This window comes from Micromonospora sp. NPDC049662 (genome assembly GCF_040675055.1).
Classification (GTDB): Bacteria; Actinomycetota; Actinomycetes; order Mycobacteriales; family Micromonosporaceae; genus Micromonospora.
Genome location: NZ_JBFAOC010000016.1, coordinates 74,281 through 87,101, shown reverse-complemented (window position 1 = coordinate 87,101; position 12,821 = coordinate 74,281). Strand labels below are relative to the sequence as shown.

Here is a 12,821-nt window from a genome sequence, read left to right as displayed (position 1 = left end):
GGTGTCCTTCGAGGAGTACGCGGCGCTGGCCCGACAGCTCGCCGAGCACCGCCGCGCCGGTGTGCGGGACGCCGCCGCCGAGTCCGCGCGCCGCCGCGACCTGCACGCCGCCGCCGACTACCTGCACCAGCGGCTGACCGCCCAGGGGCAGCGTCTCGACCAGCTCGGTCGCGCGATCGGCGTCGACCAGCCACCGGCTGCTCCGCCGCCGGACGCCGGTGCCGCCGGTGCCCCGCCCGGCCCACCGTTCCCGCCCGGCCCACCGAGTGACCCCGCCACCTGGCCGGCCCCACCTGTCGGGTTCGGTCCGTCTGCGGCACCCGGCCCGCCTGTCGGGTTCGGTCCGTCCGCGGCGCCCGAGGCTGGGGACGGGGATTTCGCCGGCGCAGCCGGCGCGCCGGGGCGGGCGGGTGTCGGGGCGTACCCCGAACTGCCGGCGGGCCAGGCGCGGCTGGCGCTGCCGACGGCCGTGAGCCCGGCGGGCGGCGGGGTGCCCACGCAGCGCGCGGCGGCGGTCGACCCGGTGGTGGAGCTGGAGCTGGCCCGGCGGATGGCCGACGAGGCCGACCGGCACGGGCAGCAGGCCGAGCTGCTGGCCCAGCGACCGGCGCTGCTGCCGACGTGGTCGCCGCTGGCGCGGGCGGTCGCCGTCTACGCGGCCTGCGGGGCGGCGGCCGGGGTGTTCATGCTGACGCTGGTGCTCGCGTCCGGGATCGGGCTGGTCGACGGCTTCACCCTCGGCGCGTGGATCTGCGCGGGCCTGCCGGCGCTGGCGTTCTTCGCGGGCTATCTGGTGCTGGGGCGGTGGGGGAGGCCCGCCATGGTCGCTGGCACGCCGCCGCGGTACCTGCCGCTCGGGTTCGCTATCTGCTTCCTGCTGGTGCCGCTGGGCTACTGCGGCTACCTGCTACTGTTCCGCGCCTTGCGCTGACGACCGTCGTCCGAGCCGCGCTGCCGTCAGCCGAGGGCCGACGGGCTCGCCCGCCGCAGCTCGGTCAGCTCGTGGTCCAGCAGGTCGGCCAGTCGCTCGAACCGGTCCGGCCGGTTCTGGCGGGTGATTCCCCGGCTGGGCATCTCGACCGTCATCAACAGGTACAGGTGCAGGCGGTACAGGCTGAGCCGACGCAGGGTGGCCTCGTCGAAGACCACCGGATCGGTCGCGGCGGCCCGGTAGCCCCGCAGGAACGGGTTGTCCGGTTCGTCCTCCACCCGCCGGTAGATCAGGGGCGACACCAGGTCCATCAGCGGGTCGCCGAAGAGGAACCGTTCACCGTCGACGATCCCGCGCAGGCGCAGCTTGCCGTCGGCCTCGGGCTCGGGCTCGGGTTCGGCCTCGGCGAGCACGTTGCCGTCCCAGCCGTCGAAGTGCAGCAGCGCCGGCCGGCGTACCTCGTCCAGCACCGACGCGTACCGCTCGGGCAGCTTCCGAATCTTCTCCGGCGAGGTGGGCAGCCGGACGTCCCAGTCCGCCGCGTCGGCCAGCAGCCCGTCGAGCATGGCGGTGAACGCCTCGCGCCACGTCGCGCCGCTGGCCCGGCCACCGTCGTACCCGTAGCGGTCGCCGCTGACCCGGTGCAGCGCGGCGATCGCGGCTCCGAACTCGTACCGGGCGGGGGCGTCGTCGAGGTACTGTTCCGACTCTGCCCACTCCCGCAGCGAACGGCCGGGAATCAGGCCACTGGCCAGCCACTCGCCGAGTTCCGGATCGTCGCCGTGGTGCAGCAACGGCGGCACGGGCACCTGCGGCACGCGCCTGGACACGAGGCGGAAGTACCGCGCCTCGGCCGCGCACAGACCCTGCTCGTAGCGCAGCAGCGGCACGTCGGCCCGGGGCGCCACCTTCAGCACCACCTCGCGCCCGTCGTCGAGCGCCACCCACCACACCGACGCGAAGCCGCCACCCGTGATCGGCCCGCAGTCCGCCATCGGGTGGCCCGCGCCGAAGGACGCCTGCACGTAGCGACGCACCTGATCGCGGTCCAGTGGCCGCTGCGTGGGGCTCAGCGCTTCCACCCGGCGTACCTTCCTCCCCGTTCGTGACGCCCGCCAGAGTGCCAGATCCGGCGGAAAATGGCCGAGGCGCCGCCACCCGGTGATGCGAGTCTTGATCACTTGATGCGCACCAGTTCGTCGGACGCCGGCGGTGACTGGTCAGCATCAGGTGATCTTCGCGAACGACTGGGCGATCGAGCGGTCGCACTCTGTGCGCGGATCTCGTACGCTCCCTTGTGGTCTCCGCCGGTGTGGTGGTGGAGGCGATGGTCGACCAGGGGGAGGGTGCGCGTGAGCGCAGCGCAGATCATCGCGAGGTTGGCGGCCGCGTCGCAGAAGCTCGACGAGGCGAAGGCCAAGACGGCAGCGGCGGCACAGGACGCGGCCGAGGCGCGGAGCCTCGTGGCCGGCGCGTTGGAGGGCGTCGCCGCCGGGCCGCTGGTCGGCATGATCGACGCGTACCGGCAGGCGTTGGCGCAGGCCTCCCAGGGCGGCGAGCCGGCCAAGCAGCACGTCCAGGAGACGATCGCCAAGGTCCGCGCGCTGGGGAATTGAGCACGAGTGGTGGTGGCACAACCCACCCACCACCTCAGCCGACGGATAGCTGACGAGGCCGGAGTGCTCGCGGGGGAGTTACCGCGAGCACTCCGGTGACGGTCAGCGGGTGACGCGGACCTCGCCCTCGATACGCGGCGAGTAGTCGCAGTCGATTGGGGTGCACAGCGACACGCTCCCGGTGGCGAGCGCGATGCCCCGGTTGAAGGCGAAGCCGCCGCTCTCCGCGTACACCCGGCCGGTCACGGCCTGCGGAACGCCGGTGCAGCTGAAGAGCAGCCCGCCGCTGCCGTACGCGACGTTGTCGCCGGAGCGCTGACGCAAACTGATCTCCGCGCCGGCGGATCGGCCGGCCTCGCAGGTCACCGTGAGGGTGAGGTCGACGGCGACGCCGCGTGCGATCAGTTTCGCCGAGGTGACCTCGACGGTGCTGGCCGCGCTCGCCGGGGTCGGTACGAGCAGCGCGATCAGGGACAGGCAGAGCAGGGCGATGGTGGTGGTGACGCGGCGCACGGCGGTCCTCCTCGATGGAGTGGGTGCGTTTCCACGGTCACGGTAGCCATCGCCGGGACTCGCCACCATCGATCGATCGTGCCGGTGCTGGCTGGCCGTCGGCTGGGGGCGGTTGGACGGGTGAGCGTGATGCCTGTGAGTCATCTTGATGACTCACAGGCATCAGAGACTCGGGGGACATCACTCCCCGGGAGCCGCGCAACGGCTCGGCGGCGATCAGGCCCGGCCGCGATCAGGCGCGCGAGCGGGGCAGGCAGCACTTCTTGTACTTGGTGCCCGATCCGCACCAGCAGGAGTCGTTGCGGCCCGGTGGCCAGGAGGTGATGCCCGCGTCGTCGAGGCTGTCGGCGTACTCGTCGAGGGTCTCCTCGTCGATGGGGTCGGCGCCCGCGAAGGCCGCCAGAGTCTCGACGCTGCCCGCCACGATGCCAAGGTCGCCGCCGCCGAGCCCGGACGCGTCGACGAGGGCGCGCTCGATCTGGGCGCGGTGCTCGTCCCAGGTGCTCGGATAGCTCTCGGCCAGGGCCGGCCAGCGCGCCAGCAGCGCGTCGAACTCCGGCTTCGGCCAGAACAGCAGCGTCGCCGGACCGTCGTCGAGCGTGTCTGCGGCATGGCTGGCCACGTCGCGCAGCCGGTCGGCGAGGGTGTCGTGCTCGTCGTGCGGCAGGCCCAACTCTTCGCGCAGGTCGTGCCGCCGCTGGGCCAACCCGTAGATCATTGCGGCGGCGGTGTCCTGGGCGTCCTCGGACTCGTGCTGGTGGGTGCGGCTGCGGTCCACCATCGCGTCGAGCGCCGCGGTGAGCCATTCGACCGCCATCTCGGCGTGGCCGGCTTCGGTCAGCTTGTCGACCAGGTGGACGGCGTCGGGGTCGGTCTCCAGCAGCGGACGCAGCTCGGACAGCTCCGCCAGGCCCTCGTCGACTCGGCCGAGGCGCAGCAGCAGGCCGCCGCGCACGGCGCGGACATGGGTGTTGTCGTCGGGCTGTTCGGCGATGGCGCGGGTGGCCAGGGCGAGCGCGTCGGCCAGGTCACCCGCCCGGTCCAGGATGTCCGCGGCGACCAGCAGGGCGTACCCGGTGTCGGCGGGGTCGGCCACCCGTCCCTCGTCGACGGCGCTCACCAGCTCGGTGACCAGCGCCGCCGGGTCGGGGCTCCCCGATCCGAGGGCGCCGATCTCGTCGATACGGTCGGCGGTGAGCAAGTCGGGCATGGCACATCCTGACGAACGACGGGTGACGACCGGCCAGCGTACTCCGACACACGGCGCAGCCCGGGCGGCGAACCGCCCGGGCTGCGACGCGGGCCTCAGCGGGTGGCCGGCATGGTGGCGAACTCGCCGGCTAGCTCGGACTCGACGATCGTCGTGGCGGACGGCCGGCGACCGGCCGACGCCCGCCGGGCGGACGGGACGGCGAGGGCCGCGAGCGCGGCGGCGAGGGCGATCGCGGTGAGGAGGAGAAACCCCGCCGTGAAGCCGGCCTCCCGGGGCAGGCCGCTGGCCTGCGGGTGGGCGGTGATCACGCCGCTGACCACGGCCGCGCCGATCGCGCCGCCGATGGTCCGGATGTTGGCGTTCATGCCGGTCGCCACGCCGGTCTGGCTGGCGGGCACGCTGGCGACGATGAGGTTGGCCATCGACGCGAAGGCCAGGCCGATGCCGAGGCCGACCAGGCCACCGGCGACGGCGACCTCCCAGCGGGTGGCGTGCGCGGCGGCGAGCATCGCCGACGCCGCCACGTTGAACGCCGCGCCGGTGGCGAGCTGCGCCTTGGCGCTGAACACGGCCTGGAGCCGGCCGGCGAGGATGCCCGCGACGAACATCGCGACGAGCATCGGCAGCATGAGCAGACCGGCCTGGCTGATGCTGGCGCCGAAGCCGTAGCCGGCCGCGGTCGGGGTCTGCACGAACTGGGGCAGGAACGCGTACACGGAGAACATCGATCCGCCGTAGAGCAGGGCGACCAGGTTGGTGGTCCAGACGCCGGGCAGGCGCATCATCCGCATGTCGATCAGCGGGTTGGCCGAGCGCAGTTCGGCGGTCAGCCAGCCGGCCAGCAGCACCACGGCGAGGGCGAGCAGGCCGAGCACCCGGGTGCTGGTCCAGCCCCAGGCCGCGCCCTGGCTGATCGGCAGGAGCAGCGCGACCAACCAGCCGGAGAGCAGCAGGGTGGCCCGCCAGTCGATCCGACCGGGGGTACGCACCGGGGACTCGGGGATGAACAGGTACGCGGCGACGGCGGTCAGCCCCACCACGACCAGCGGGATCCAGAACAGCCACCGGTAGTCCAGCGCGGTGACGATCGGGCCGGCCAGGACGACGCCCAGGCCACCGCCGGCGGCGACGATCGCCGAGATGGCGGCGACCGCGCCGGAGACCCGCGCGGCGGGGAACTCGTCGCGGATGATGCCGAACGACAGCGGGAAGACCGCGCCGCCAATGCCCTGCACGACCCGGGCGACGATGAGCACGCCGATGTTCGGCGCGATGGCGGCCACCAGGCAGCCGAGGGCGAGGGCGGCGAGCGAGACGACGAGCATCCGCTCCTTGCCGACCATGTCACCGACCCGTCCGAGGATCGGCGTGAAGATCGAGGCGGAGAGCAGGTAGGCGGTCAGGACCCAGGTCACGGTGTTCTGGGAGGTGTGCAGATCCTGCTGGATGGTCGGCAGCACCGGGGTGATCAGCGACTGGAGCATCGCGAAGAATCCGGCGCCGGCCGCGAGCACGGTGAAGGTGAGCCGACGCGAGCTGCGTCGGGAGGTCACTGCCACGAGAGAAAACTCCTGAAATGGTACGGAAGGAGGCGTCTGTCACCCGTCGTCGGCGGCGGGCGGGTTGTCGGGTCCGGGCGATCGGGTGGCCAGGCGGATCGGGCGGTTCCCGAGGTAAGCTATCCGGAGGCAGGCCTCCGGGAGTTCCGGAGGGGTGCCTCCACTAAGCTAGCGGAGGGTTGCCTCCGGATGCAACCAGGATGAGGTGACGCACGTCATGACCAGCGCGGGGGTGCCCGAGGTTTTCGCCCAGCGGCCCAAGCGGGCCGACGCGCGGCGCAACTACGACGCCCTGATCGCCGCGGCACGTGACGCGTTCGCCGAGAACGGCGCGGCCGCCTCCCTGGAGGACGTGGCCCGCCGGGCCGGGGTGGGCATCGGGACCCTCTATCGCAACTTCCCGACCCGGCGGCACCTCTTCGAGGCCGTCTACGTGGAGGAGGTCCGGGCGCTCAGTCGGTCGGCGGAGGACCTGGCCGAGCTGCCCCCGTGGGACGCCCTCGTCGCCTGGCTGCACCGCTTCGTCGCGTACGTCGCCACGAAGCGGGCGCTCGCCGAGCAGTTGCTGCACGACTCGGAGATCTTCGGGACCTGCCGGACGGAGATCTACGCCGCCGGCGAGCCGCTCATGCGTCGCGCCCAGGCGGCCGGCGTGGTCCGCGACGACGTCGGCTTCGACGACGTGGTGCGCCTGATCAGCGGGCTCACGATGGCCCAGTTCCCCTCGCCCGAGCAGCGCGACCGGGTCCTCGGTGTGGCCCTCGACGGGTTGCGCCCGAAGGCCGCCACCCGCTGACGGGGCTCACTCGTCGACGAGCACCAGCCACTCGTCGTCCAAGCGTCTGACCACCGTGCCCGTCGGCCACCGGTGGCCGGGATCGACGACCGCCCGGGCCTGCTCCACCTGGGGTGGCCGGCTGAACTGCGTGTCGCGGAAACTGGCCATGCGGTGGAACCGGGCCCGGCCGAAGTTCGCGGCGTCGGTGAAGCGGGCACGGTCGAAAGACGCCTCCCCTTCGAAGACCGTCCAGCGGAACAGCGCCATGTTCGCGAAACGGGCGGAGTAGAAGCTGGCCGACTCGCCGAACTCGCTGTGCTCCATGGACAGGGCGCCGTCGAAGACCGACTCCCGGAAGGTGGTGTCGTTCTCGAAGCGGGTCGCGTCGAAGCTGCTGGGCTGACCGAACGTCGCCCCGCGGAACGAGGTCTGCCCGGCGAAGCGGGACCGCCGGCAGTACAGTCCGTCGGCGAAATCGGCCCCCTCGAAGCTCGCGAGGCCCTGGACGCGGGCGTCGTCCAGGACCACCTCGCCGCCGGCCGTGAGGCCGTCGAGGGCCAGGTCGCCGAAGCTCGCCGCTCGTAGCAGCAGCCGTCCCGTCGTCGTCGCGCCCGCGAAGCTGGTCGCGCCGGTGAACGCCGCTCCCGTGAAGGTCGCGTCGGTGAGCGTGCAGCCCGCCGCGTCGAAGTCGACGAGCGCCGCGCCGCTCAGGTCCAGCACGACGCCCGGCCAGTGCGCCGTCTCGTCGTGCTCGCGCAGGTGCCGGGTCAGGACCCGCTGCGCGGTGCGCCGGACCTCCGTCTCGCGCGGCTCGTCGTCCGGCGGGGACATCCGCAGGTACGCGCAGAGCACCGCCACGATCGTCGACCGCTGTGACGGATTGTCCTGCCCGAGGCGCTCCAGCGCGTGCAGCCCGCCGAGGCGTACCGCCGCGCTGTCGTTGCCGAGCAGCTCGACCGCCCGGGTGTAGAGCTCGGTGAGCCGACGTTCGGCCGCGTCGTGTTCGGCGGCCGTCGACTGCCGGTCCTGCTGGCGCTGTGCGGCCTCGGCCACCGACTCGGCGTGTGCCTGCACCCGGTCCCGGTGGGCCTGGTCGCGGGCGGCGACGGTCTCCTGGTGGCGCTGGGCCCGCTCGGCGATCCACTGCCGGCGCGCGGCCAGCAGCAGGGCCAGCCCGCCGCCGGTGCCGGCGACCACGGTCAGGCCGGTGCGGATCGCGTCGATGCGCAGCGTGGCCCGGGTGTCCTGCTGGACGGCCCGGTCGGCCTCGGTGAGCAGCAGGCCGAGCACCAGCCAGCCCAGTACGGCGGCGAGCAGCAGGCCGACCAGGACCAGCCACCAGGGCATCACCCGCAACTGGCGGTCGGGGGGTTCGTCGGCGGCCACGGCCACAGCATGCCACCGGTCGTCGACGGGCGGGGGTGTGCGGGTGCCCCTCGGTGTCCGTTGTGGAGTGCGACCGATTTGCCGGTTTGCGCCGTCGACGGGACAACGGGTTACTGGCGCGTAACAAGTCATTGACGTTGCCGAATTGTTGCGGGCATCATCGTCGCACGGTCGACCGGAAACCCCCACCCACCTGCCCGGATCGTCGGGCGCCTCCCCCCGGAGGTGCAGCCATGCTGCTCCGAAAGACCGTCCTCGTCGTGTCCCTGGCCACCGCCGCCCTCCTCGCCTCGGCGGGAACCGCGATCGCCGCCCCCGTCGTCCCGGCCGCGACCACCGCCGCCGCCGTCGCCAACCCGGTCATCGTGGTCGGCGGGCTCAGCGGCGTCGCTGTCGCGTACGAACCGATCGCCGCCCGGCTGCGCGCCGACGGCTACCGGACCTTCATCTACCAGCTGCCCGGACTGGGCCTCGGTGACATCCCCGCCTCGGCCCGCGCGTTCGCCGGGTACGTCGAGCAGGTGCGCGCCAGCACCGGCGCGGCGAGCGTCGACGTCGTCGCCCACTCCGAGGGCGGGCTGGTCAGCCGCTACTACCTCAAACGACTCGGCGGCACCGCCACCATCGGCCGCTACGTCAGCCTGGGCACACCCCAGTACGGCACGTACGTCGCCAACATCGTGGCGTTCCTCGGCCTCGGGAGCTGCGCGGGCATCGTCGCCTGCCAACAGATGACCATCGGATCGGCGTTCCTCGCCGACCTCAACTCCGGCGACGACACCCCCGGCTCGGTGCGCTACACCACCATCCGCACGCTCCAGGACGAACTGGTGCGGCCGACCGGCAACGCCGTCGTCAACGACGGCGCGACGAACGTTCTCGTCCAGGCGTACTGCCCGCTGCGGGTGGTGGGGCACCTGGGCCTGGTGCTCGACGGCACGGCGTACACCATCGTGCGCGGCGCCCTGGTCGACGGCCCGGTGCGACCCAACTGCCTCGCGGTCTGAGCCCTTCGGTGCGGCGGTCCTGCGGGGACCGCCGCACCGGGCCCGCGACGACGAGTGTCGGTTGCGTGACGATCCTCGGAAACGGTGTGGCAGACATCAGACGTCCTCGATAACCTGCTCCGGCCGTCCACTGCCGACAGTGGGCGTCACCCGTCGAGAGGGAGCAGCAGGCATGACCGAGCCGCAGCGTGTGCCGCCGGAGAGCACACCGCCGACAGTGCCGCAGCTCGACGTCCGGGCCGCCGAACCCCCGGCCGCCGACACCCCGCCACCCACCGGCGGGTTCGCCGACCGGCCACCGGGTTACCCGAACGCCCTGGTCTGGCTGCGCGCCGGAATCCTGCGGGACTGGCGGGGCGTGCTCGGCGCGTTCGTCGCCACCTGGTTCTACCTGCCGATCGCGCTGCTCCTGGCGTTCTGGGGCGGTCTCGGCTTCGCCGTCGTCGGCCTCTTCGCCGGCGGCGCCGGCGCGGACGACCAGCTCCCCACGGTGCTGCGCGACGCGCCACTGATCGGCTCGCTGCTGGACGCGTTCCTCAGCCGCTCCGGCGGGATGCTGGGCGGCGTGGCCGGGTTCGTGGTCGGCTTCCTCGCCGGCTTCCTCGCCGTGCTGGTGCTGCCCTGGCTGACCGTTGTGGACGAGCCTCTCGCCCTGTTCACCGGCCTGATCGGCACGGTCGTCGCGGCGGCGCTGATCGGCGTCGTCTACACGCTGTACCGGGTGCTGCTCGAGCCGAGCCTGTTGGTGGTGTCCGGCGCGCGCCAGCCCAGCCGCCGCGAGAACGCACGACTGCGCCCGATCCTGGACGACTGCGCGCGACGACTCGGCCTGCCCAGTGTGCCCCGGCTGCTCATGGAGGACGACCCGGTCCTGAGCAACGCCCGCACGTACGCCCGACACGTGGTGGTCACCACCGCCGTGCTCGGCGAGCCGGACGACGAGGTCGCGGCGCTGCTCAGCCACGAGCTGGTGCACTGGCGCACCGGGGACGAGATCACCAGCGCCTTCGTGCGCGGCGTCGGCCTGCCACTCACCCTCGCCCACGCCCTGCCGACCTGGCTGATGCGGACGTTCCCGCACCCGGCCACCAACTTCGTGGTGTTCCTGTTCTTCTGGCCGGTGCTGCTCACCATGCGGTACGTGGTGCTGCCCCTGCACGCCCGCGACGTACGGGCCGCCGAGTACCGGGCCGACCTCGGCGCGGTGCTGACCGGGCACGTCGACGGGCTGCGACGCATCCTGGAGCGGCGGCTCTCCTTCGAGAGCGGGCGCAGCGGCTGGGACGAGGCTGTCTGCGCCACCCACCCGCCGCACGAGCTGCGGCTCGACGCGCTGGAGCGGGCGTCGGTGGCGGGTGCGCCCGCCCAGGCCGGCGTACCCGCCGACGTCGCCGCGTCGGTCACCGCCGAGCGGCTGTTCGGCCACAGCGGCCCGGTCGGCACCCGCCGCACCTGGCTGCTGGTCGGCATCCTCGCCCTCGTCGCCTGCCTCGGCGCCAGCGGGCTGAGCGTGGTGCAGTGGGCGTTCTTCCGCCCCCAGGCGACGGTCGACGGATTCTTCTCCGCCCTCGCCGACCGCGACAGCGAGGCCGCGCTCGACCACCTCGCCGACTCCGGCGACGGCACCGACCACAAGCTCCTCGCCCAACTGCTGCGCGGCAAGGGCTACCAGCCACCGACCGACGTCGAGATCACTTCCTTGGAGCGTGACGACGACACGGCCACCGCCACGGTGGCGTACCGGCTGGGTGATGCGCCGAAGACGGCCACCCTCACCCTGCGGCGCGAGGAGGAGACCACCGCCGGTCTGTTCCACGGCTGGCGGTTGGCCGGTGGGCCGATCCCGCTCAACTCGTCGATCGCCGAGCCGGGCGTACGCCTCAACGGGGTGGAGCTACCGGTCGCCACCGAGGGTCCGCCGCTGGTGCTGCTGCCCGGCCTGTACACGGCGACCGGCCCGTCCAGCGCGCTGAGCGAGACGCCCGCCGAGACCCTGCTGGTCGGCCCGGGGGAGGGATCGGCGATCCTGGAACTGGCCCCGGTGCTCAAGCCGACGGCGGTCGAGGCCGTCCAGACCCGGGTACGCGCCTGGTTGGACGAGTGCGCCAAACAGACGGTCGCCGCACCGCCGGGCTGCCCGTTCCGCTACTACGGCGGGTCGGCGCAGAAGGTCACCTGGAAGATCCTGGAGTACCCGAAGGTCGCCGTCGAGCTGACCGGCCCGAGCACCGCCCGGGTGTCCACCCCACTGGAAGGCCAGGGCCGGGTGCAGGTCAGCGGCACCACCACGTACTTCGGCACCAGCTCACCGTTCAGCGACGACAGCGCGCTGACCGTCGCGGGTCTCGCCACCGCCGACGGGGATGCCGTCACCTTCCAAGCCGCCTCCGACTCCGACTGACCGGGAGACCCACCGTGACCGACAGCGACGCCGCCGCGCGGCTGCCCGTCCGGCTGACCATCAACCCCCGACAACGACAGCCCACCGCGGTCGACCTGCTGACCTGGATCCACCGCCGTCCGGAGTACCGGCCGGTGGTCCGGGCGGCCGGCGGTGGCGGGGGACGGCCCGGCTTCAGTGACGCCGTGATCATCGCGGTGCTGGCCCAGGGGTTGCTGCCGGGGCTGTTCAACCTGTTGCAGTCCTGGGTGGACCAGCAGCGTACGGAGGCGAGCATCCGGATCCAGTCCGGGGACACCGAGGTCGAGTTGCAGGTCAGCGGGCGCACCGACTCAGCCCGTCTGCTGGCCCAGGCCACCGAGGCGCTGCGCGCCGCCCAGGCCACCGAGGCGCTGCGCGCCGCCCAGGCCACCGAGGCGCTGCGCGCCGCCCAGGCCACCGAGGCGCTGCGCGCCGCCCGCGAGATCGGCCCGGACGCCGTCGACTGAACCGGCGGCGTCCGGACCAGCGAATCAGCTCGCCTTGGCCAACGCCTCGAACTCGTCGTCGGTGAGGCGTACGTCGGCGGCGCCGACGTTCTCCTCCAGGTGCGCCACCGACGACGTGCCGGGGATCGGCAGCATCATCGGCGACCGGCGCAGCAACCAGGCCAACGCGAGCTGCGCGGGCGTCGCGCCGTGCGCGTTGGAGATCGCGTCCAGCGGGCCGCCGGGCCGGGCCAGCTCCCCGGTGGCGATCGGGTACCACGGGATGAACGCCATGTCGTTGCGCTCGCAGTAGTCCAGCACGTCCTCGGCGCTGCGGTTGGCGAGGTTGTACAGGTTCTGCACGGAGACGATCTCGGTGATCGCCCGCGACTGCTCGATCTGCTCCACGCTGACCTCGGACAGCCCGATGTGCCGGATCTTGCCCTCCTGCTTCAGCAGCGCCAGCTCGCCGAGCTGGTCGGCGAGCGGGACCTGCGGGTCGATGCGGTGCAACTGGTACAGCGGGATGCTGTCCAGGCGCAGGTGACGCAGGCTCAGCTCGCACTGCTGACGCAGGTACTCCGGGCGGCCGACCACCCGCCAGTCGCCCGGCCCGGCCCGGGTGAACCCGGCCTTGGTCGCGATGACCAGGTCGTCGGCGTACGGGTGCAGAGCCTCGCGGATCAGCAGCTCGGACACGAACGGCCCGTACGAGTCGGCGGTGTCGATGAACGTCACGCCCAGCTCGATCGCCCGACGCAGCACCCGTACCGCCTCGGCCGGGTCCTTCGGATCGCCCCACACGCCCGGCCCGGTGATCTGCATCGCCCCGTAGCCGAGGCGGTTGACCGTGATGTCACCCCCGATCCGGTACGTGCCGGACGCCTTCGCGGGCTGCTTACTGATATCGGTCGCCATACGCCCATCCTTCATCGTTGTGCGCCGTGGCG

General features: G+C 72.8%; 12 protein-coding genes. 6 read left to right on the top strand and 6 right to left on the bottom strand.

The annotated features are described in order from the left end of the window. The first annotated feature begins 1 nt into the window (after position 1). Entirely contained in the window at positions 2 to 931 is a 930-nt protein-coding gene (locus AB0J36_RS15215) for a hypothetical protein (RefSeq protein WP_363660747.1), read from the top strand. Between the two features lie 26 nt (positions 932 to 957). Here the strand turns inward: AB0J36_RS15215 and AB0J36_RS15210 are convergent, their stop codons facing one another. Beyond that, positions 958 to 2,013, bottom strand: a complete 1,056-nt coding sequence (locus AB0J36_RS15210) for an aminoglycoside phosphotransferase family protein (RefSeq protein ID WP_363660746.1) — start codon at positions 2,011 to 2,013, stop codon at positions 958 to 960. 270 nt (positions 2,014 to 2,283) lie between these two features. Between AB0J36_RS15210 and AB0J36_RS15205 the strand changes: the two genes are divergently transcribed. Continuing rightward, positions 2,284 to 2,547, top strand: coding sequence for a DUF6244 family protein (locus AB0J36_RS15205; protein ID WP_007462863.1), 264 nt, complete (start codon positions 2,284 to 2,286; stop codon positions 2,545 to 2,547). Between the two features lie 102 nt (positions 2,548 to 2,649). Here AB0J36_RS15205 and AB0J36_RS15200 read toward each other — a convergent pair whose 3' ends face one another. The 3 genes from AB0J36_RS15200 to AB0J36_RS15190 all read right to left on the bottom strand — a co-directional run bounded on the left by AB0J36_RS15200 (position 2,650) and on the right by AB0J36_RS15190 (position 5,832). After that, positions 2,650 to 3,060: a hypothetical protein gene (locus AB0J36_RS15200; RefSeq protein ID WP_363660745.1), complete on the bottom strand. Its 411-nt coding sequence runs from the start codon at positions 3,058 to 3,060 to the stop codon at positions 2,650 to 2,652. A 232-nt stretch (positions 3,061 to 3,292) separates the two neighbouring features. Further along, positions 3,293 to 4,270, bottom strand: coding sequence for an SEC-C domain-containing protein (locus AB0J36_RS15195; protein ID WP_357127121.1), 978 nt, complete (start codon positions 4,268 to 4,270; stop codon positions 3,293 to 3,295). 95 nt (positions 4,271 to 4,365) lie between these two features. Continuing rightward, positions 4,366 to 5,832, bottom strand: a complete 1,467-nt coding sequence (locus tag AB0J36_RS15190) for an MFS transporter (RefSeq protein WP_357127124.1) — start codon at positions 5,830 to 5,832, stop codon at positions 4,366 to 4,368. A gap of 217 nt (positions 5,833 to 6,049) precedes the next feature. Here AB0J36_RS15190 and AB0J36_RS15185 point away from each other — a divergent pair, with 217 nt between their 5' ends. Beyond that, positions 6,050 to 6,628, top strand: a complete 579-nt coding sequence (locus AB0J36_RS15185) for a helix-turn-helix domain-containing protein (RefSeq protein ID WP_357127127.1) — start codon at positions 6,050 to 6,052, stop codon at positions 6,626 to 6,628. 6 nt (positions 6,629 to 6,634) lie between these two features. Here AB0J36_RS15185 and AB0J36_RS15180 read toward each other — a convergent pair whose 3' ends face one another. Then, positions 6,635 to 7,996, bottom strand: coding sequence for a pentapeptide repeat-containing protein (locus AB0J36_RS15180; RefSeq protein ID WP_357127130.1), 1,362 nt, complete (start codon positions 7,994 to 7,996; stop codon positions 6,635 to 6,637). Positions 7,997 to 8,229: 233 nt separating this feature from the next. On the opposite strand from AB0J36_RS15180, the gene AB0J36_RS15175 reads away from it, so the two are divergent. The 3 genes from AB0J36_RS15175 (at position 8,230) to AB0J36_RS15165 (ending at position 11,892) form a co-directional block, all read left to right on the top strand. Continuing rightward, entirely contained in the window at positions 8,230 to 9,003 is a 774-nt protein-coding gene (locus tag AB0J36_RS15175) for an alpha/beta fold hydrolase (RefSeq protein WP_357127134.1), read from the top strand. Between the two features lie 172 nt (positions 9,004 to 9,175). After that, positions 9,176 to 11,404 carry a M48 family metalloprotease gene (locus tag AB0J36_RS15170; protein ID WP_363660744.1) on the top strand — a complete coding sequence of 743 codons (2,229 nt, stop codon included), beginning with the start codon at positions 9,176 to 9,178 and terminating at the stop codon, positions 11,402 to 11,404. 14 nt (positions 11,405 to 11,418) lie between these two features. Continuing rightward, positions 11,419 to 11,892 carry a hypothetical protein gene (locus tag AB0J36_RS15165; protein ID WP_357394831.1) on the top strand — a complete coding sequence of 158 codons (474 nt, stop codon included), beginning with the start codon at positions 11,419 to 11,421 and terminating at the stop codon, positions 11,890 to 11,892. Between the two features lie 24 nt (positions 11,893 to 11,916). Here AB0J36_RS15165 and AB0J36_RS15160 read toward each other — a convergent pair whose 3' ends face one another. Further along, a complete protein-coding gene (locus AB0J36_RS15160) occupies positions 11,917 to 12,789 on the bottom strand; it encodes an aldo/keto reductase (RefSeq protein WP_357394829.1) in 873 nt (290 codons plus the stop codon). Positions 12,790 to 12,821: the final 32 nt, after the last annotated feature.

Bases quoted from the DNA above. Each gene is read 5' to 3' on its own strand.
- AB0J36_RS15160 (WP_357394829.1), bottom strand. From the start codon at position 12,789: ATGGCGACCGATATCAGTAAGCAGCCCGCGAAGGCGTCCGGCACGTAC.
- AB0J36_RS15195 (WP_357127121.1), bottom strand. From the start codon at position 4,270: ATGCCCGACTTGCTCACCGCCGACCGTATCGACGAGATCGGCGCCCTC.
- AB0J36_RS15185 (WP_357127127.1), top strand. From the start codon at position 6,050: ATGACCAGCGCGGGGGTGCCCGAGGTTTTCGCCCAGCGGCCCAAGCGG.
- AB0J36_RS15175 (WP_357127134.1), top strand. From the start codon at position 8,230: ATGCTGCTCCGAAAGACCGTCCTCGTCGTGTCCCTGGCCACCGCCGCC.
- AB0J36_RS15170 (WP_363660744.1), top strand. From the start codon at position 9,176: ATGACCGAGCCGCAGCGTGTGCCGCCGGAGAGCACACCGCCGACAGTG.